At 73.6% G+C, this 18,871-nt stretch carries 17 protein-coding genes; 15 read left to right on the top strand and 2 right to left on the bottom strand.

The genetic code is table 11. From position 1 onward, the window contains the following. Positions 1-15: 15 nt before the first annotated feature. From L6E12_RS32620 to L6E12_RS32565, 12 genes are all read left to right on the top strand, one after another. Positions 16-702: an ESX secretion-associated protein EspG gene (locus L6E12_RS32620; protein ID WP_236231774.1), complete on the top strand. Its 687-nt coding sequence runs from the start codon at positions 16-18 to the stop codon at positions 700-702. A 180-nt stretch (positions 703-882) separates the two neighbouring features. Continuing rightward, positions 883-1,266 carry a hypothetical protein gene (locus tag L6E12_RS32615; protein ID WP_236231773.1) on the top strand — a complete coding sequence of 128 codons (384 nt, stop codon included), beginning with the start codon at positions 883-885 and terminating at the stop codon, positions 1,264-1,266. Continuing rightward, on the top strand, positions 1,263-1,865 hold the full coding sequence (locus tag L6E12_RS32610) for a DUF3558 family protein (RefSeq protein ID WP_236231772.1): 603 nt from the start codon (positions 1,263-1,265) through the stop codon (positions 1,863-1,865). Before L6E12_RS32615 ends, L6E12_RS32610 begins: the two co-directional genes overlap by 4 nt. 13 nt (positions 1,866-1,878) lie before the next feature. Next, complete coding sequence (locus tag L6E12_RS32605) at positions 1,879-3,384, top strand: hypothetical protein (protein WP_236231771.1); 1,506 nt, start codon at positions 1,879-1,881, stop codon at positions 3,382-3,384. Positions 3,385-3,467: 83 nt separating this feature from the next. Then, positions 3,468-3,794 (top strand): hypothetical protein, encoded by a 327-nt coding sequence (locus L6E12_RS32600; RefSeq protein WP_236231770.1) that lies wholly within the window; start codon positions 3,468-3,470, stop codon positions 3,792-3,794. Further along, entirely contained in the window at positions 3,791-5,002 is a 1,212-nt protein-coding gene (locus tag L6E12_RS32595; protein ID WP_236231769.1) for a hypothetical protein, read from the top strand. The genes L6E12_RS32600 and L6E12_RS32595 overlap by 4 nt, the downstream gene beginning before the upstream one ends. Beyond that, a complete protein-coding gene (locus tag L6E12_RS32590) occupies positions 4,999-5,730 on the top strand; it encodes an ESX secretion-associated protein EspG (RefSeq protein ID WP_236231768.1) in 732 nt (243 codons plus the stop codon). The genes L6E12_RS32595 and L6E12_RS32590 overlap by 4 nt, the downstream gene beginning before the upstream one ends. A gap of 101 nt (positions 5,731-5,831) precedes the next feature. Then, complete coding sequence (locus L6E12_RS32585) at positions 5,832-6,824, top strand: hypothetical protein (protein ID WP_236231767.1); 993 nt, start codon at positions 5,832-5,834, stop codon at positions 6,822-6,824. Then, the gene (locus L6E12_RS32580; RefSeq protein WP_236231766.1) at positions 6,821-7,765 is read left to right on the top strand and encodes a MazG family protein; all 945 of its coding nucleotides are present in this window, start codon (positions 6,821-6,823) and stop codon (positions 7,763-7,765) included. Before L6E12_RS32585 ends, L6E12_RS32580 begins: the two co-directional genes overlap by 4 nt. Positions 7,766-7,799: 34 nt before the next feature. Further along, positions 7,800-11,018 (top strand): S41 family peptidase, encoded by a 3,219-nt coding sequence (locus L6E12_RS32575; RefSeq protein ID WP_236231765.1) that lies wholly within the window; start codon positions 7,800-7,802, stop codon positions 11,016-11,018. A gap of 53 nt (positions 11,019-11,071) precedes the next feature. After that, positions 11,072-11,899 (top strand): class I SAM-dependent methyltransferase, encoded by an 828-nt coding sequence (locus L6E12_RS32570; protein ID WP_236231764.1) that lies wholly within the window; start codon positions 11,072-11,074, stop codon positions 11,897-11,899. Between the two features lie 142 nt (positions 11,900-12,041). Next, on the top strand, positions 12,042-12,884 hold the full coding sequence (locus L6E12_RS32565) for a lytic transglycosylase domain-containing protein (RefSeq protein WP_236231763.1): 843 nt from the start codon (positions 12,042-12,044) through the stop codon (positions 12,882-12,884). A gap of 389 nt (positions 12,885-13,273) precedes the next feature. Here the strand turns inward: L6E12_RS32565 and L6E12_RS32560 are convergent, their stop codons facing one another. Then, entirely contained in the window at positions 13,274-13,660 is a 387-nt protein-coding gene (locus L6E12_RS32560; RefSeq protein WP_236231762.1) for a tetratricopeptide repeat protein, read from the bottom strand. 147 nt (positions 13,661-13,807) lie between these two features. Between L6E12_RS32560 and eno the strand changes: the two genes are divergently transcribed. From eno to L6E12_RS32545, 3 genes are read left to right on the top strand one after another with little or no spacing between them, the layout of a single operon-like run. Continuing rightward, positions 13,808-15,094: a phosphopyruvate hydratase gene (gene eno, locus L6E12_RS32555; protein ID WP_110078986.1), complete on the top strand. Its 1,287-nt coding sequence runs from the start codon at positions 13,808-13,810 to the stop codon at positions 15,092-15,094. Positions 15,095-15,097: 3 nt separating this feature from the next. Then, complete coding sequence (locus L6E12_RS32550; RefSeq protein ID WP_374201980.1) at positions 15,098-15,628, top strand: septum formation initiator family protein; 531 nt, start codon at positions 15,098-15,100, stop codon at positions 15,626-15,628. Beyond that, positions 15,625-16,119 carry a DUF501 domain-containing protein gene (locus L6E12_RS32545; protein WP_236231761.1) on the top strand — a complete coding sequence of 165 codons (495 nt, stop codon included), beginning with the start codon at positions 15,625-15,627 and terminating at the stop codon, positions 16,117-16,119. The genes L6E12_RS32550 and L6E12_RS32545 overlap by 4 nt, the downstream gene beginning before the upstream one ends. Before the next feature lie 641 nt (positions 16,120-16,760). Here L6E12_RS32545 and L6E12_RS32540 read toward each other — a convergent pair. Continuing rightward, positions 16,761-17,915 (bottom strand): lytic murein transglycosylase, encoded by a 1,155-nt coding sequence (locus L6E12_RS32540; protein WP_236231760.1) that lies wholly within the window; start codon positions 17,913-17,915, stop codon positions 16,761-16,763. Positions 17,916-18,871 lie beyond the last annotated feature (956 nt).

Below are 18,871 nucleotides of genomic sequence, written 5' to 3'. Positions count from 1 at the left end.
GCCACGATGTCGAACATGCCTCGGATCGAGTGCTCGCTCGCGGAACTGGACGCGCTGGGCTCGGCGCTGGACCTGCCGGTGTGGCGCTTCCCGTTCACCGCACCGGTGTTCGGCGGCCTCGGTCGGGCCGAGCTGTTCGCCGCGGTCAACGCCGGCCTGAGCAGTCGGGGGCTCATCCACCGGGGCCGGTTCGACCCCGACCTGGAGGCGGTCCTCCGCCTCCACGCCACCGGCCGGGTGTCCATCGCCGTCAACGGCATGGCCGGGGGCGCGCAGGTCACCGCCCTCGCGGTGCTCAACGGCACCCGCGGTGTGCTCGCCGTGCTGCGGGACGGGCGCATCGCCTTCCGCCCGCTACCCGCCGAACGCGTGGCCCGCGCCGTGGTCGACACGGTGCCCCCGCTCCCGGCGGGACCGGGCAACTCCGTGACTGTGTCCGACTCTCCCGCCCCCGCCGCCGTGCAGCAGTCACCGACCACGGTCCTGCGGCGCTCCGACCGCGCCGGTGACCGCGCGGGCCGGGACTTCCACGCGGCACGGCGGATCCTGGCCAGACCACGACGCGGCGGCGGCGCGTTCCTGATCAGCACCCGCGGCAGACCCGCCCAACCCGACCCGAGCGAGGCCATCTCCTGGGTCGACACCGACGTGGGCCGCTACGCCGTGACCACCGCCGCGGGCCAGGAGGCCGCCTGCACGTGACCTACCTGCCCGCCGACCACGCCCGGCTCGAACGCGAAATCCAGCGCGTGCTGGCCAGATTCACCTGATCGGAGGAGGAACCGCGTCAATTCGACGCATCGTCTCAAACCGTGTAATCGACGCCGACCGACTTGCTACGGTTTTCACGCTGGGTGTTCGGGGGGATGGGGGGGAGTGACGATGAGCCTGCCTGCGAGCTTCGCGGGGATCAGTGCCGCCGTGCACCAACTCGGCGTCGCCGCCGACCGGGGGTTCACCGTCTCCGGTCCCGGCGCGGACGCCCTGATCAGCGCCGTCACGGAGATGCAGCGCGACGTGGACGCGATACTCCGCAAGGCTGACAGGCTCGGTCAGGAACCGGCATTGGGGCAGACGCCTGCGGCGCAGGTGTACAAGCCGTTCATGGCGTCGATCGCCACTGATCCGGTCCAGGGGTTCCTTCCGTTTTTGATGCGCCTGCAACGGGACTTGGCTGACGTGGAGGCGGCGTTGCGCAAGTCCATGGCGTCCTACGATGACAGTGACCAGGCTGCTGGCAGGGGCATCTCCTCGGTGCACATATGAGAGGGCATCGTCACGTGATCGGAAAGGCGCCTGTGGGCGTGCGAGGATCGGTTGCGGCCGCTGTGGTGATCGGTGCTTTCGTCTTGGCCGGGTGTGGCGCTGCTCGGACGACGGGGTCGGCTGTTCCGGAGCCGGGTTCGGTGACCACCGGTGTGTCGGGAACCGGTGCGGGCTCACCGAGTACGACGGTGTCCGCACCCGAGAAGGGCGACACGTTGGCCGACATGGATCCGTGTGACCTGCTGACCACCGCTGACAAAGCGGCTTTGCAGATCACTGAGTCCGAGAAGGCCGAGAAGGTGGGCACCGAACACGTCTGCGTGCACCTGACCGCCGAAGGGTCTGTCTCGCCCGGGATACGTACCAATGTGGGGCTTGCCGGGGTGGTGGTGAACGGGCCGATAAGTGATCTCTCGATCGGGTCGCACCAGGCCAGGCAGATGCGGACCACCACCGGCGGTTGCTTTGTCTTCCTGGGTGTGACTGCATCATCCCGGGTGGATGTTCTTGCTGGTGATTTGCGTGGCAACCAGGATGCGGCGTGTGAGCTGGCGTTGCGGGCGGCTGAGTTGATCGAGCCGAATCTGCCGGAATCGTAGGGGGCTGGGGACGATGGTGGGAGACCGTCCGCCCGCTGAGGTGGCGCAGGAGTACGGGATTCACGTCCACGGGCGGGTCCCGACCGTGGAAGAACTGCGGGCGCGGTTCATGGCGGAGGGCGTGGGGCGTTACGGGCCGTTGTTCGGGGCGCTCATGGGGACGCTCAACGTGCTGACCCAGACCGAAGACAAGCTCGACGCGCAGGCTCGGCAGTTGCGGCAGGACACGTTGACCCGCTCCGCCCCGGGTGCTCCCGGGGTCCACTACGAAGGCGTTCCGCACCAGCAGTTGTACGACGCGGTGAACAACGGGGTCGACCCGGGCGCCGTGGGGGCCGTGGCCGAGTCGTGGATCGAGGTCGGCAACCGGATGGTCGGGTTCGGTGACCTGGTGGCCAAGGCTATCGGCAGCAGTGAGTCTACTTGGGAGGGTGCGGCCGCCGATGGTGCCCGGCAGGCGTTGGCGTTGCTGGCGAACAAGTCCGGTGAGGCGGGGCGGGCTGCGCAGTTGGCCGGGACGGTCGGGAACCAGCAGGCGCAGGCGTTGGCCACCGCGAAGAACACGGTGCCGCCCCCGCCGAACCCGCCCTACGACCCGCTTTCGGCCGCCCGGCACCTGCAGACCATCACCGATCCGGTGGCCTACGCCCAGCAGGCGCAGCAGGACCAGCAGCAGGCCGCCGCCCAAGAGGCCGCGCACAAGCAGGCGGCTCAGGCGGTGCGGGCCTACGACCAGACGTTGACAGCGACCGCTGCTGCAGCCCCCGCGTTCGCCCCGCCACCGCCCGTCGTGGACCCCGGTGGCGGTGAACCCGGTGGGGTCGGCCCACGGGGCGGAGGGGGTGACCGGGGCGGTGGCATCGGGGAGCCCGCACCGATCACGGCGGGGTCGGACTCGGCAGGCGGACCGGGTCCCCGGGGCGGCCCCGGTCGACCCGGGGGTGGGTCCGGTGGGGGCGGTCCCGTCATCCCGGTTGTCGGTGGATCGGCTCCGGTTGTCGGCGGGACGCCGGGGCAGACCGTCAGTTCGGGAGCGGGAACGGTCAGCGCTCCGACCGGGGGCGCGGACCTCGGACCGGGGATTCGGGACGGTGCCGGTCGCAGGCCCGACGGTGTGTCGTGGGGACTCGGGGCAGGCGGCGGTCCCGGTTCCGCGGGCGGGATCGGTCTCGGCGGCGGGGTGGTGCGCGGTGGGGTGGGGCGCGGTGGGCCGGGCGGGGAGTCCGGTGGGCTCGGCGGCAGGGGCCCCGGCGGTGGACCTGGTTCCGGTGGGCCGGGAACGGGTGCCCGTGCCGGTGCGTCCCACCCCGGCGGACCGGTCGGAGCGGGCGGTTCGCCCACCGCTCGCGGTGCCGGGCGACCCGGCGCGGCCGGGGTGGGTGCGGGTGCCGGGAGCGGGGCCCGTGGTTCCGGTGACGACGACCTCGAGCACCAGCGTCCCGACTACCTGGTGGAGGCCGACCCGGAGGGCCTCTTCGGCACCGATGAGGCCACCGCTCCCCCGGTGATCGGCCTGTAGCGACGCCCAGCGGCTCGTAACGACCCGTCGTCGCCGGGCGAAGTTGTCCACGTCGGTGCGTGCAGGTGGGTGAGGTGGGGTTGGTGTCCGGTTCCGGTTTCCTGGCGGTCGACCCGGGTGCGGCTGAACGGGCCGCGGCGGCGTGCCGGGGGCAGATCGCCCGGTTGGACGAGCACATCCGGGCCGTGGAGGGCCTGGTGGACCCCGACTTCGGGGCGTGTGCGCTGGGACGGGGGCTGACGGGCAAGTTCGCCGACAAGCGCACCGCCCCCGACGGGTTGATCGCCCGGTTGGTGTCGGCGCGCTCCGGGCTCGACGCCGCCGCGCGGCACTTCGAGTCGACCGCGCGGGCCTACCGGGACAACGAAGCGGGCGCGGCCGCGGCGCTGCGCGGGGTGGGGTGGGCATGAGCGCCTCCGACGAGGACCTGCCCGCCCGGTTGCGGCGGATCGCCGCCGACTTCGACGCCTCGGTGGCGGGGTACGACCCGGCTTCCATCCGGGCCGTGGACAACTGGCGGGCCTGGCGGCACCGGGACATGGTGGCGCTGGTGGACCGGATCACCTCCGGCACGGGGGGCACCCCGGGCCACGAGTGGAGCCGCATCGGCGCCCGCATCACCGAGGACTTCGCCGCCTTCGACCGGGAGCTGTCGGCGGCGCTGGGTTCGGGGTGGCAGGGCGCGGCGGCCGATTCCGCCACCGCGGCCACCACCCCGGTCGGTGCCTGGGGGCAGGCCCTGGGTCAGGTCACCGCCGTCACCGGGATCCGGATGCTCGCCGCGGACCTCGCCGCCCGGCAGGCGAAGACGAACCTGCCGGAGCCGAGGGACCTCGACTGGCAGCGGGCGCTGTTCAGCCCCACCCCGGAGCAGGACCTGTTCGACCAGCACGCCGAGCAGGAGAACGCGAAGGCCGAGGCGGTGCGGGTGATGGACGCGTTCATCACCGCCGGGTACCGCGAGGCCGACGCGACCGTGCCCGCCTTCCCCGACCCGCCCGGCCTGGTCCGGGGGTCCGCCCCGGTCGAGTACGGCCCCGGCGGCGCGTACGCGGGCACCCCGGTCGGCGGCGCGGGCTATCCCATGTGGACCGGTCTCGGCGTCCCGGTCCCGTACACCGAGCCCCCCGCCGTCGCCGCCCCCGTGGAGCAGGCGCAGGTCCAGGCTCCCGCGCCGACCGCGCCCAAGCCCCCGGTCGTCGCCCCCGCCGACTTGGCGATCAGCCAGGAGGTCACCACCCAGACCTCCGCCGCGAGCGTCTTCGGCCCCGGTGGTGCTTCCGCCGCGGCCTCCGCCGGTGGTCACCCGGGCGGCGGCCCGGTGGCGCCCACGCCCTCCCAGGAGGCGGTGAACGGCGGTGCCGCGGTCGGTTCCCGCCGGGGTCCGGTGCAGCCCGGCACCACGCAGGCGTTCGCCCGCCCGCTCGCCGAGACCCCGCGGCCCGCCGCGGCCGCGCCCGGTGCCGCGGGCATGCCCATGGGTGGTGGCGGCGGTGCGGGCGGCCGACCCGAGGACGACGCCGAACACCGCTCCCGGTACGTGGTCGAGGAGGACAAGGACGCCCTGTTCAGCCACGGCCTGTCCTCCGTCACCCCGGTGATCGGCGAGACCCGGTGACCACCGCGACCCGCGACTGGACCCTCACCCCGGAACAACTGGCCCAGCTGTGGGACCGCACGGGCCTCGACGTGCTGCCGTACCCGGTCCAGGTCCGCAGGCACGGGCTGACCGAGGCCGAGGCCGCCGTCGCGGGCGGGAAGGTGCGGGCCGGGCTGCGCGCCCTCGGCCTCCTCGACCGCCACGGCCGCCCGAGCCCGGACCTGGAATCCGCCCTGCGGCTGCTGGCCGCCCCGGAGGCCGCGGTGGACTCGGTGTGGCTCGACGCCCGCGGCGCGGGCTCCCCGTACCGGGCCCTGGCCGCCCGGACCGGGCGCCGGGCCGTCCTCGCCCTCCAGGCCCCGGGCCCGGACCAGCTCACCGGTGGCCCGATCACCCTGCGGGACATCGGCGTCTCCGCCCTGGTCGACGCGGTCGTCCGCGGCATCCCGCCCGCCCCGCCCGGTCGGCGCCCCGGCGGGCGCTGGCCCGCGGACCGGGCGGAGCAGGCCAGGCCGTTCACCGACCTCGTCCACGCCCCCCGGACCAGGGCGGGCCAGTTCGGCGTGCGGGTGGACCGCGCGCGGGGCCCGGTCCTGTCCTGGTTCGACGTCCCCGGGGACGGCCGCTACGCCCTGGTGCGGACCCCGCGACCGGGCGGCGCCGGGTGGGTGGCGGTCCACCCCGCCGACGCACCGACCCTGTGCCGGGGCCTGATCGACATCCTGGACCGGACCGCGCGGGGCTGACGCGCCCGGCGCGCGGTCCCCGCTGTGACCAGGCCACGAAGCTCGTCGCCCGAACGGGTGCTCGTGCGTTGCTCAGCGTGGTTGTGAGAGGGTGTGCCACTGTGACCACAGTCATCCGCCGCCGGGGCGCTGCCGCCGTGCTGACCGTCGTCCTCGGGCTCGTGCTCGGCTCCTGCGCCTCCGGGCCGAGCCAGGTCAACGCCGCCGCGATCGTCGACGGGCGGACGATCGGGGTGGGGCAGGTGCAGGAACTCGTGGACCGGGCCGTCAAGGCCGAGCCCGCCGCGCAGACCCTCGCCGACCAGCACAAGCTGGGGGACCTCTCGCGCGAGGTGCTGACCCAGCTCGTGATGCACGAGCTGATCACCTCCTACACCGCGCAGAACCCCGTGACCATCGACCCCGCGCAGCTGTCGCAGGTGGCCGATCAGATCCGGTCCAGCACCGAGCCGCTGCCGACCGACGGGACCGCGGCGCCGGAGGCGATCGTGGCCACCGCGGCGACGAAGGTGTTCGAGCCGGAGTTCCTGGCCCGCGACTACCTGGCGCTCGCCGCGATCGGCGACCGCGAGCTGAACTCGGTCAAGGTCACCTTCGACTACGCGGTCCTGGCCCCCGGCCAGGACGGCGCCACCGGGTCGCTGCGGGAGAAGGCGCTGGCCAAGGCCGAGCAGCTCGCCGTCGGCCTGGACCGGGCCGCGGCGGTGCAGAAGCAGGACACCGCCGACGGCGCGCTGCAGTGGGAGACCATCACCACCACCCCGACGGCGCAGGAGGGGCTGGAGTCCTCGGCCCTGTTCGGCACCGAGCCGAACACCGTGGTCGCGTTCCAGCCGAACCAGCAGAACGCGTCGTGGATCATCGCGCTGATCCGCGAGCGCGAGGTGTCCGCGCCGCAGGCCGGTGCGGCGAAGAACCCGCTGCAGATCGCCATCCCGTTCGGGCAGCGCGTGCTGCAGTCGTGGGTGGACCGGGTCGGGGTGAAGATCAGCCCCCGCTACGGCGTGTTCGACCAGGTCGCCATGCGGTTGGCGGCGGGCGACGCGGAGTCCACCGGCGTGCTGGTGCCGGTGAAGGTCGAAGCGCAGCGGTGAGCACGCCCCACCAGGGCAGCGCGATTGTACTGGCCGCCGAAGGGGTCATCCCCTCGGCGGCCTTGCCGTCGCTGCGGGCCGCCGCGCACCTGTTCGCCACCGACCCCGCCCTCGGCGACCCGCCCCCGGGGGCGCTGGTCGAGCTGGCCGCCGCCGAACCCGTCGTGCTCGTCGTCGACGACCTCGACCTGCCCGCCGCGAAGGCGCTGACCGCGCTCGGGGTGCCGGTGCTCGCCGCCCCCGGGACCGGGTTGCTGGCCGCCGCCCGGGTGATGGACGTGCTGCGCTCCCCGGGCGGGTGCCCGTGGGACGCCGAGCAGACGCACGCGTCGCTGCGGCAGTACCTGGTCGAGGAGTGCTACGAGCTGCTCGACGCCATCGACGAGGGCGACCGGGTGGCGCTGCGCGAGGAACTCGGCGACGTGCTGCTGCAGGTCCTGTTCCACGCCAGGGTCGCCGAGGAGGACGCGGCCGACCCGTTCACGGTCGACGACGTGGCCCGCGACCTGGTGACCAAGCTGGTCGGGCGGCACCCGCACGTGTTCTCCGGCGGCGACCCGGCCGTGCGCGACGCGGGTACCCAGGAGCTGCGCTGGGAGGAGCTCAAGCAGACCGAGAAGCGTCGCGAGTCCTGTGTGGACGGCGTGGCGTCCGGTCAGCCCGCGCTCGCCCTGGCCGCGAAGCTCACCCAGCGCACCGCCAGGGCCAACCTGCCCGCCGACCTGCTCCCGGCGGGCGAGGACGTCGGCGCGCGGCTGTTCGCCACCGCCGCGCGGGCCAAGCTCGACGGCACCGACCCCGAGGACGCCGCCCGCGCCGTCGCCCGGCGCTTCACCGCCGACGTGCGGGCCGCGGAACTCGCCGCCAGGGCCGACGGGGTGGACCCGGCCCGGATGGACCACGACGGCTGGCGCCGGTACTGGCCCGCTCGGGAAAACTAGGACGGGACCCGGCCCCGGTCGCTAATTTGACAGGGTGACCGACGCCTATCTCAGATTCCCCCACCTGCACGCGGGCCTGATCACCTTCGTGGCCGAGGACGACGTCTGGTCGGCCCCGCTCGACGGCGGCCGGGCGTGGCGGGTCAGCGCCGACCGGGTACCGGTGGACAACCCCCGGTTCTCCCCGGACGGCGGTCTGATCGCCTGGACCAGCACCCGCGACGTCGAACCCGAGGTGCACGTCGCCCCGGTCGACGGCGGCCCGAGCACCCGGCTGACGCACTGGGGCGACGTGGCGACCCAGGTGCTGGGCTGGCTGCCCGACGGCCGGGTCCTCGCCCGCAGCGCCACCGGGGAGCACTCCACCCGGCGCACCTGGGCCTACGCCGTGCCGGTCGAGCCCGGCCCGGCCGAGCGGCTGCCGCACGGCCCGGTCGGCGCCCTGCAGGTGGCGGGCACCGGCGCGGTCCTGCTCGGTTCGGTGATCTCCCGCGAGCCCGCCTGGTGGAAGCGCTACCGGGGCGGCACCGCGGGCAAGGTCTGGGTCGACCCGGACGGGACCGGCGGCTTCACCCGCATCCTGTCCGATGTGGACGGACACCTGGTGTCGCCGATGTGGGTGGGCGGCCGGATCGCGTTCCTGTCCGACCACGAGGGCGTCGGCAACCTCTACTCCTGCGCCGCCGACGGCACCGACCTGCGCAAGCACAGCGACCACGACTTCTACGCGCGCAACGCCGGCACCGACGGCACCCGGGTGGTCTACCACTCGGCGGGCGCGGTGTGGCTGGTCGAGGGCCTCGACGCGGAACCGAGGAAGCTGGACATCCGCCTCGGCGGGCCGCGCAACGCCCGCGCCCCGCACCCGGTCGTCCCGTCCCGGCACCTGGGCTCGGTGGGCGTGGACCGCACCGGCCGGGCCAGCGCCGTCGAGGTCCGCGGCACCGTGCACTGGCTGACCCACCGCGACGGTCCGGTCCGCGCGCTGTCGGTGGAACCCGGGGCGCGCGCCCGGCTCCCGGTGGTGCTGGGCGGCACCGGCGAGGCGGTGTGGGTCACCGACGCCGAGGGCGAGGACGCGCTGGAGTTCGGGCCGGTCGCGGGCCGCGAACCCGGGGTGGAACCGCGCCGGATCGGGCTGGGGCAGCTCGGGCGGGTGCTGGAGCTGGCCGCGTCCCCGGACGGCCGCCGCGTCGCCGCGGTCACCCACGACTCGCGGCTGCTGCTGGTCGACGTGGACAGCGGCGAGCTGGACGAGGTGGCCCGCTCGGAGTCCGGTGAGCCGCAGGACCTGGCGTTCTCCCCGGACTCGACCTGGCTGGCCTGGTCGCACCCCGGGCCGGAGCCGCTGCGGCAGATCCGCATGGTCAACACCAGCGACCGGTCGGTGGTCGAGGTGACCGGGATGCGCTTCGCCGACTCCGACCCGGCGTTCACCCTCGATGGCAAGCACCTGGCGTTCCTCTCCGCCCGCAGCTTCGACCCGATCTACGACGTGCACGTGTTCGACCTGTCCTTCGCCAGCGGCTCGCGCCCCTACCTGGTGCCGCTGGCCGCCGCCACGCCGTCCCCGTTCGCCCCGGTCCGCGAGGGCCGCCCGTTCGGCGCCGACGACGACCGCAAGGACGACAAGGACGGCCGCGACGGCGACAGCGGGCCCGACGACGCCCCGCGCACCACTGTCGACGTCGAGGGCATCGCCGAGCGGGTCATCGCCTTCCCGGTGCCGACCGCCCGCTACTCGCGGCTGTTCGCGGCCAAGGGCGGCGTGCTGTGGCTGCGCGACCCGGTCCGCGGCAGCCTCGGCGACGACCTCGACGAGCTGGGCGAGCCCGCCCCGCGCTCGGTGCTGGAGCGCTTCGACCTGGCCAAGCTCAAGACCGACGTGCTCGTCGAGGGCCTGGACCGGGTGTGGCCCAGCGGCGACGGCACGCGCATCGCCGTCCGCGACGGCGCCCGGCTGCGGGTGCTGCCCGCCGACCGCAAGGCCGACCCGGAGGAGGGCGGCGAGGACAACATCACCGTCGACCTCAACCGGGTCCGGGTCACCGTCGACCCGGCGGGGGAGTGGCGGCAGGCCTTCGACGAGACCGGCCGCCTGATGCGCGACCACTTCTGGCGCGCGGACATGAACGGCGTCGACTGGGCGGGCGTGCTCGACCGCTACCGCCCGCTGGTGGGGGCGGTGGGCTCGCACGACGAGCTGGTCGACCTGCTCTGGGAGGTGCACGGCGAACTGGGCACCTCGCACTCCTACGTGATACCGCCGGGCGGGCAGGCCGACGGCAAGCGCAGGCTCGGCCTGCTCGGTGCCGACCTCACCCGCGACGACGACGGCGCCTGGCGGGTCGCCGCCATCGTCCCCGGCGACAGCTCCGACCCGAGGGCCCGCTCCCCGCTGCGCGCCCCCGGCGTCGCGGTCCGCGCGGGCGACGCGATCACCGCCGTCGACGGCCGCCCGGTCGACCCGGCCACCGGCCCCGCGGCGCTGCTCGCCGGGACCGCGGGCCGCCCGGTGGAGCTGACCGTGGCCCCCGGCTCCGGCGGTGCCAAGCGGCGCGTGGTCGTGGTGCCGCTGCTCGACGACATGCCGCTGCGCTACCAGGCGTGGGTCGCCGGGCGCCGCGCGCACGTGCACGCGGCCACCGGTGGCCGCGTCGGCTACCTGCACGTGCCGGACATGGTCGCCACCGGCTGGGCGCAGCTGCACCGCGACCTGCGGCTGGAACTGCGCCGGGACGCGGTCGTGGTCGACCTGCGGGAGAACCGCGGCGGGCACCTGTCGCAGCTCGTGGTGGAGAAGCTCGGCCGCAAGGTCATCGGCTGGAACACCGCCCGCGACGGCTACGCCGAGGAGACCTACCCCCAGGACGCCCCGCGCGGCCCGGTGATCGCGGTCGCCGACCAGTTCTCCGGTTCCGACGGCGACATCGTCAACGCCGCCATCAAGGCCCTGGGCATCGCGCCGGTCGTCGGTGTGCGCACCTGGGGCGGGGTCATCGGCATGGACATGCGCTACCGGCTCGTCGACGGCACCCTCGTCACCCAGCCCCGCTACGCCACGTACCTCTACAGCGTGGGCTGGGGCTTGGAGAACTACGGCGTCGACCCGGACGTGGAGGTAGTCATGGCCCCGCAGGACTACGCCGCGGGCCGCGACACCCAGTTGGACAAGGCCATCGAGCTGGCGCTCGCGGCGCTGCAGACCCGCCCGGCGGTGACCCCGCCGGAACTGCCGCCACTGCCGCAGTAGGACGGTTGCCGGTTCGTCCCCGCGCGTCGGGGACGAACCGGCATCATGGCCGCATGGACCCCGCCACCACCCGCATGATCCAGGCCATCGAGGCCAACTGGGACGTGCGCACCCCCGTGCACGTCGCCAGCCGGTTCTACGACGTGGCCTCCCGCGACCCGGCCGACTGGTTCGCCGACTTCGAGTGGGACGACCTCGGCGAGCTGGCGGGCAGGCACGTCGCCCACCTGCAGTGCCACATCGGCGCGGAGACCCTGGCGTTCGCCGCGAAGGGCGCGCACACCGTCGGCCTCGACATCTCCGGCGAGTCGGTGCGCGCCGCGCGCGAGCTGGCCGAGAGCGCGGGCGCCGAGGTCACCTACGTCAAGGCCGACGTCCACGACGCCGTCTCCGCCCTCGGCGCGGAGGGGTTCGACGTCGTCTACACCGGCAAGGGCGCCGTCTGCTACCTGCCGGACCTCGACGCCTGGGCCACCCAGGTCGCGGGCCTGCTCAAGCCGGGCGGCACCTTCTACCTGGTCGAGTTCCACCCCCTGCTCAACGCCCTGAGCCCGGTCCCCAGCCCGGACGGCGACGAGTCCCTGTTGCTGCGCCACGACTACCTCGGCGGCCGCGGCGCCATCGAGCGCGACGGCGCCCACACCTACACCGACGGCCCGGCGCTGGCGGAGGCCATCACCCACCACGAGTGGGCGCACGGCATCGGCGAGGTCGTCACCGCCCTGATCGGCGCGGGCCTGCGGATCACCCTGCTGCGCGAGACCGAGCGCCTGCCGTGGCCGCGCTGGTCCACCATGGCCCCGGACGCGGGCTGGTTCTCCCTGCCCGCCGAAGCCCCCCGCATCCCGCTGATCTACGCCCTGCGGGCCACCCGACCGTAACGGATTTCGGGTCGGTCACCCGCAGGCTCCGCCCACGTCCGCGCAGGTGGAGAGGGGTCCGGCCCGACCTACCGCCGGTACGTCGCCCCTCGGTGCCCGGCTTTGGTCGAACCTGCCCCGATGGGGACGTAGCCTGGATTTCGTGGCCGCATCCCCGACACCCCCGCCGACCACGTACCCGGAAGCCCCGCAGCCCGGGCCGACGTCGTCCCCGCCGCCCCGACCCCGCCTGCGCGGGGCAGGCCGGGTGGCGGTGATCCTCGCCGTCCTCGTCCTCGGCGCGGGCTTCGTGGTGTTCCTCAGGTCGGCGGGCGAGGACCGCTCGTCCCGCGCCCGCCCGTACCGCTTCGTGGTGCCCGCCGTGAGCGTCGCCCCCGGCACCGCCGTCCCCACCCCCCGCCCCGTCCCCACCACCGACCGGGCGGCCTGGCTGGAGCGCATGGCCGACCGCACCGACATGCCGGTGCGCACCGTGCAGGCCTACGTGGAGGCCGAGGCCCGCACCCGCGCCGCCACCCCCGGCTGCAACCTCACCTGGATCACCCTCGCGGGCGTGGGCCGGGTCGAGTCCCACCACGGCCTCTACAACGGCACCGAGGTCGGCCCGAACGGCGACCTGACCAAACCCATCGTCGGCGTCCCCCTCGACGGCTCCCCCGGCGTCCAGGCCATCCCCGACACCGACCAGGGCCGCCTCGACGGCGACCCGGTCTGGGACCGCGCCGTCGGCTCCATGCAATTCCTCCCCAGCACCTGGACCCGCTGGTCGGAACGCTCCAACGGCGACGGCCAACCAGCCAACCCCCAGAACGTCGACGACGCCGCACTCACCGCCGCCCGCTACCTGTGCGCCAGCGGCGGCGACCTGGCCACCGGCCAGGGCTGGTGGAAGGCCATCCTCACCTACAACGCCTCGAACAAGTACGCCCGAGACGTCTACAGCGGCGTCGACGCCTACGCCAAGAAAACCGTGGAACTGGGCTAGGACCCGCCGTCAGGCCACCCCACACACCGGCGGCCTGACGGCCTGCCACGCGAAACGCCAGCGGCGCAGCCGCCGACCGCCCCACCCCGCTGGCCTGGCGGCCTGGCGGCCAGCCACCCGCAACCCCATCGGGCGCAGCGAAACCAGCCACCCCGAAAACCGCCGGCCCGGCTAAGCAGAGGCCCGGGTGGGTGGATTTGCTTGGGTGGGGGAAGCGATCATGTGCAAGCCTGCCTGGGCTGTGGGGCATCTCTTCAGCCCCACTCGGTCACACTGGGCGCATGATCGCTGTAGGGGCCCCGCCCAAGCAGATCCACCCACCCGGGCGCCACAGATAAAATCCCGGCGTCTTAAACCACGCCAGCAGGATGCAAGGCCCGGAACAAGCCTCAGTCAGACCGCTCAACCGCGATCCGAGCCGAAACCTCCCCCAAAGCCTCCTGGTACTCCGGCAGCGGATTCATCGCCACCGCCATCCGCAACTGCGTCTGCGCCTCAGCCAACCGGCTCTGCCGCTGCAACGTCTTCCCCAGCGCGAACAGCGCGTAGTGATCGGTCGGATCCAACTCCAACACCCGCCGGAAAGCCCCCTCGGCCCGCCGCAACTGCGCCGACCCCAGGTAAGCCCGCCCCGCCAGCAGTTGCACGCTCGGGGCGTCCGGGTCCGCGTCGAGGATCGGCGCCAGAGCCGCCAGCGCGTCCAGCGGCCTGCGTTGCGCCACGAGCGACTCAGCGTGGCGGAACGCCTCGACCGGGTTGGCGGGCTGCTCAGTCATACTCCGCCTCACCCTACGCGCGGATCGGTGGTCCCTCGACCCGCCACGGGAGTGATCACGCTCGGTGAGAGCCACGCCTCGCGCACCGGGGGCCGCAGGCCCGCTAGGCTCGATCAGGCGTAGTTCGGACGTTGTGAGGAGCACCACGTGGCGGTCATCGAGCAGGTCGGCGCACGCGAGATCCTGGACTCGCGGGGCAACCCCACCGTGGAGGTGGAGGTGGCCCTCGACGACGGCACCCTGGCCAGGGCGGCCGTGCCCTCCGGGGCTTCCACCGGCGAGCACGAGGCCGTGGAGCTGCGCGACGGCGACCCGGCCCGCTACGGCGGCAAGGGCGTGGAGAAGGCCGTCACCGCGGTCCTGGACGAGATCGGCCCGGAGCTGACCGGGATCGACGCGGTCGACCAGCGGATCGTGGACCAGAAGCTGGTGGACCTCGACGGCACGCCGGACAAGTCCCGGCTGGGGGCGAACGCCATCCTGGGCGTGTCGCTGGCGGTGGCGAAGGCGGCGGCGGAGTCCAGCGGGCTGGAGCTGTTCCGCTACCTGGGCGGGCCCAACGCGCACGTGCTGCCGGTGCCGATGCTGAACATCCTCAACGGCGGCGCGCACGCCGACACCGAGGTCGACATCCAGGAGTTCATGATCGCGCCGATCGGCGCGGAGAGCTTCCGGGAGGCGCTGCGCTGGGGCGCGGAGGTCTACCACGCGCTCAAGTCGGTGCTCAAGTCCAAGGGCCTGGCCACCGGCCTGGGCGACGAGGGCGGCTTCGCGCCGAGCCTGTCGAACAACCGCGAGGCGCTGGACCTGATCGTCGAGGCCATCGGCAAGGCCGGGTACGTCGCGGGCCGCGACATCGCGCTGGCCCTCGACGTCGCCGCCACCGAGTTCTACTCCGACGGCGCCTACACCTTCGAGGGGTCGAAGAAGAGCGCCGAGCAGTTGACGGCGTACTACACCGAACTCCTCGACGCGTACCCGATGGTCTCCATCGAGGACCCGCTGGCCGAGGACGACTGGGACGGCTGGGTGCGGCTGACCGCCGAGGTGGGCGAGCGCGTCCAGCTCGTCGGCGACGACCTGTTCGTCACCAACCCCGACCGGCTGGAGGAGGGCATCGCCCGGCGCGCGGGCAACGCGCTGCTGGTGAAGGTCAACCAGATCGGCACGCTGTCGGAGACCCTGGACGCGGTCACCCTGGCCACCTCCTACGGCTACCGCAGCATGATGAGCCACCGCTCCGGCGAGACCGAGGACACCACCATCGCCGACCTGGCCGTCGCCACCGGCGTGGGCCAGATCAAGGCCGGTGCCCCCGCCCGCAGCGACCGCGTGGCCAAGTACAACCAACTGCTGCGCATCGAGGAGACCCTCGGCGACGCGGCCCGGTACGCGGGCGACCTGGCGTTCCCCCGCTTCACCCCGGAGGCCTGACCGGTGGCCGGGCGCGGGGGCGAACGCGGTCGGGGCCACAGCGCCCCGGCCAAGCGGCCGACCCGCGTCCGGCGCACCCGGCCCGCGGTCTCGGTCCCGGACCCGGTGCCGGTCTCGGCCCCGGCGAAGAACAAGGCGGCCAAGGACAACGCCAAGCGCGCCATCCTCGGTCTGTCCACCACCCGCCGGGCGGCGGTCTTCGCCACGGTGGTCTGCGCCCTGGCCCTGAGCGTCGCCGTCCCGCTGCGCACCTACCTGTCGCAGCGCTCGGACGTGCAGGCCCAGGAGCAGCGGCAGGCGGAGCTGCGCACCCAGGTCGACGAGCTGGAGCGGCGCAAGGCCCAGCTGGCGGACCCGGCGCAGACGCAGATCGAGGCGCGTAAGAGACTGCGCTACGTGATGCCAGGAGAGACGCCGTACATGGTGGAGCTGCCCGACCAGGCCGTGAACCCCGGTCAGGGCGAACCCGCCACCGCCCCCGCCCGCCCCGGCTCGTGGTACGAGGACCTGTGGGGCTCGGTGAACGGCCGGTGATCGCCCAGCAGGACTTCGACACCGTCGCCGACCAGCTCGGCCGCACCCCGCGCGCCATCCGCGAGGTCGCCCACCGCTGCCCCAGCGGGCACCCGGCGGTGATCCAGACCAGCCCGCGGCTGGAGGACGGGACACCGTTCCCGACGCTGTACTACTCGACGTGCCCCCGGCTCAACTCGGCCATCTCGACGCTGGAGACCAGTGGCGTGATGAAGGAGATGACGGATCGGCTGGGGACCGACCCGGAGTTGGCCGCGGCTTACCTGCGGGCGCACGAGGCGTACCTGGCTGAGCGGGACGCCATCGAGTCGTTGGGGACGCAGGTGACCGCTGGGGGGATGCCTGGGCGGGTCAAGTGCCTGCACGTGCACGTCGCGCACGCGTTGGCCAAGGGGCCTGGGGTGAATCCGTTCGGGGATGAGGCGTTGGAGATGTTGGCGGGGCAGTGGCCTACTGGGCCTTGTGCTGGGGCTGCTGAGCGGTCTGTTTGATGCGGCTGGCGCTTTAGCCTGGGGGTTTGGGGCCCGGGTGGGCTGATCTGCTTGGCCGTGCCGTGGTTTTAAGGGCCGGGATTTTCGTTCGCGTGCCCGGGTGGGTGGATCTGCTTGGGCGGGGCCCCTACGCCGATCATGTGCCCGGTGTGACCGAGTGGGGCGAAAAGAGTGCCCCACTGCCCAGGCAGGCTTGCACATGATCGGCTCCCCCACACAAGCAAATCCACCCACCCGGGCATTTCCGTAGCCGGGCCGCCGGTTTTCGGGGTGGTCGGCGGCTGCGCGCGGTGGGGTTCGGGGTGGCTGGTTGGTGGGCTGGCGGTTGGTGGGGTGGCTGGTGGGGGTCGGGCGGCTGGCCGCCAGGTCTGCGCTTGGTGGGGTGGTCGGCGGCTGCGTCCGGCGGGATTCGGCGTGCCTGGCCGTCCGGCCGCCGGTTGGTGGGGTGGTTGGCTGCGCGCCGATGGGGTTCAGGTGGCTGGGCTGGTGATGGGCCTGTGGCGTGTGGGGTGGCTGTGGTGGTGGGCGGTTGTGGTCGCCGGACTGGCGGTTCTCGGGGGCCCGCTTCGTCCGCTTTCTGGCTGGACATGCGCAGAGGCCGCCACCCCGGTTCGGGGTGGCGGCCTCTGCGCGTGCGGTTGTTACGGGGTGGGGGTCAGGCTCGACCCGGCGGCGCTGCCCGACGTGGTCGGGGCGGGGGAGCCTGCCGGGGTGGTCGTGGCCGGGGCGCACGGGGCCGTGGTGGGCGCGGCCGAGGTGGTCGGCGGGGCGCTCGGGGACGTGGTGGGGCACCCGGGGGTGCTCGTCGTCGGCGGGGCCGTGGTGGGGGGCGTGGTCGTGACCGGGGGGACCGTGGTGGACGGGGGCGGGGTGGTCGGGGGGACCGTGGTGACCGGCGGGGGCGGGGTGGTGACCGGCGGCGGGACCGGGGTGCCCGCGGGGGGTGCGGGGACCGGGGCGGGCGGGTGCACGACCGTGCCGGGGGCCGACGGGAGCGCCAGGTCGACCGCGGTGACCGGGGTGGTGGCGACCGGGGTGACGCCCTTGGCGTAGGCGTCCGCCCAGACCAGCACCGTGCGGACGTAGGTGTCCGAGTGGTTGTAGCGGAACACCGCCGTCGCGCGCTGCTGGGGGTTGGCGACGTTCATCCCGCCCGAGCACAGGTACTTGGCCGACCCGAGGGCGGCGTCGTAGACGTTGTTGGGGTCGCTCTGGCCGTCGCCGTTGCCGTCGGAGGCGTAGCCGCGCCAGGTGGAGGGGATGAACTGCATGGGGCCGACCGCGCGGTCCCAGCGGGCGTCGCCGTCCCACCTGCCGCCGTCGCTGTCGGCGATGGCCGCGAAGCCGCCGCCGTTGAGGACCGGGCCCAGGATGGGGGTGGCGGTCTTGCCCGCCGCGTCGGTGCGGCCGCCGCGGGCGTGATTGGACTCGATGCGGCCGATGGAGGCCAGCAGCGGCCAGTCCATGTTGCAGGCGGCGGGCATGGCGGCCGCGGCCTGCTGGTAGGCCTTGAGCATGTTGCCGGGGATGCCGAGCGCCCCGGTGGGGGTGGCGATCTCCGGGCCCGCGCCGTACGCGAGCAGGTCGGGGTTGCCCGCCAGCGCGAGGACCTGAGCGTCGAGCGCGCTGTCCTCCGCCGGGGAGCCGTCCGCGGCACCGGAACCGGCGCTCAGGCCGATGAGCCCACCACCGGTGGCCATGGCCGCCGGGATGATGTCCTCGGGGTGGTCGCTCCAGTTCACCGGCTCGCCCGCGGCGGCCACGGGCACCAGCAGCAGCGCACCCGCCGCAGCCATCACCCCGCGCCCCCTGGGCCGCTTGTGCCTGTGCTTCCCGACCCGCGACTTGCCCGACTTCACAGCGTGACCCCGTCCCTCGTTCTTTCTCGAAGAAACCGGGTTCGCACCCGGTTCGGCTGACCTGACCGGCCACCCACACTGCCTCATCCATCGCACCGAGTCACGGTGTTGAAACACAATCACCGCGAAAAAGTCCGGAACTCATCACCGGCCTGCCCCATCGGGGCCGGACTATTGACGCACGCGGACAACTTTTGCGGCACCCCTGTTCTACGCCCCGCTGCGTTACCTCCGGGTAATGGCGCCCGCCGCGCACCGCGCCGTGGGCGCCGGGGGCAGGCGCGCACCCGGCTCCTCTGGACCCCGGGCTGCCCCGGGGAGGGCGCGCACGTGACCGGGGCGCCGCCGCGCGGGATCGCCACCCGGTCGCCGGGGCGGCCGTCACTCCCCGGATCTGACAAACCCGCCGGTGCGGTTTGCCCCCCGGATGCGTGTTCGCGCAATCGTCCGAGGGGTGTCCCGTGCTCGGTGACGGATTCGGCTGGCTGTTTTCACTTGCGTGCGACCAAGACGGGTATCAGATCGTACCTGGATGTCAATACTCCTTCTGAGCTGCGGGTTCTCGTCGGTGGACAATTTCGAACGGGGTGTTCATGGTCGGCTGACAAATTGCCCTGCGCGCTTGTGTGCGCTTCTGCGGCGGCTCTACTCTGGCCGGTGCGCGGCGGTCCGGGAAAGAAAATTCCCTTTCGGCCTCCCGCATTCCAAAAGCCACCCTCGCGCGCATTCGGTCTCGTGTCAGTCGTCGATACCGAGGAAGGAAGACCGTGAGTCCTCGCAAGGTTTCCCGGAAGCTGGTGGCCGCCCTCGCGGCCACCACCACGTCCGGACTGGTCGCGGCCGGACTGGTGCTCGGCACCGGCAGCAGCGGTGCGGTACCGGTCTCGCTGACC

The sequence above is a fragment of the Actinokineospora sp. PR83 genome (genome assembly GCF_021056305.1).
Lineage (GTDB): Bacteria > Actinomycetota > Actinomycetes > Mycobacteriales > Pseudonocardiaceae > Actinokineospora > Actinokineospora spheciospongiae.
Note: the sequence above shows the minus strand (reverse complement) of the source record. Positions and strands in the feature narration are given on the sequence as shown.

Excerpts from the sequence above, each read along its gene's own strand:
- L6E12_RS32610 (WP_236231772.1), top strand. The coding sequence starts at position 1,263 with ATGAGAGGGCATCGTCACGTGATCGGAAAGGCGCCTGTGGGCGTGCGA.
- L6E12_RS32570 (WP_236231764.1), top strand. The coding sequence starts at position 11,072 with ATGGACCCCGCCACCACCCGCATGATCCAGGCCATCGAGGCCAACTGG.
- L6E12_RS32595 (WP_236231769.1), top strand. The coding sequence starts at position 3,791 with ATGAGCGCCTCCGACGAGGACCTGCCCGCCCGGTTGCGGCGGATCGCC.
- L6E12_RS32560 (WP_236231762.1), bottom strand. The coding sequence starts at position 13,660 with ATGACTGAGCAGCCCGCCAACCCGGTCGAGGCGTTCCGCCACGCTGAG.
- L6E12_RS32540 (WP_236231760.1), bottom strand. The coding sequence starts at position 17,915 with ATGGCTGCGGCGGGTGCGCTGCTGCTGGTGCCCGTGGCCGCCGCGGGC.
- L6E12_RS32615 (WP_236231773.1), top strand. The coding sequence starts at position 883 with ATGAGCCTGCCTGCGAGCTTCGCGGGGATCAGTGCCGCCGTGCACCAA.
- L6E12_RS32620 (WP_236231774.1), top strand. The coding sequence starts at position 16 with ATGCCTCGGATCGAGTGCTCGCTCGCGGAACTGGACGCGCTGGGCTCG.
- L6E12_RS32605 (WP_236231771.1), top strand. The coding sequence starts at position 1,879 with ATGGTGGGAGACCGTCCGCCCGCTGAGGTGGCGCAGGAGTACGGGATT.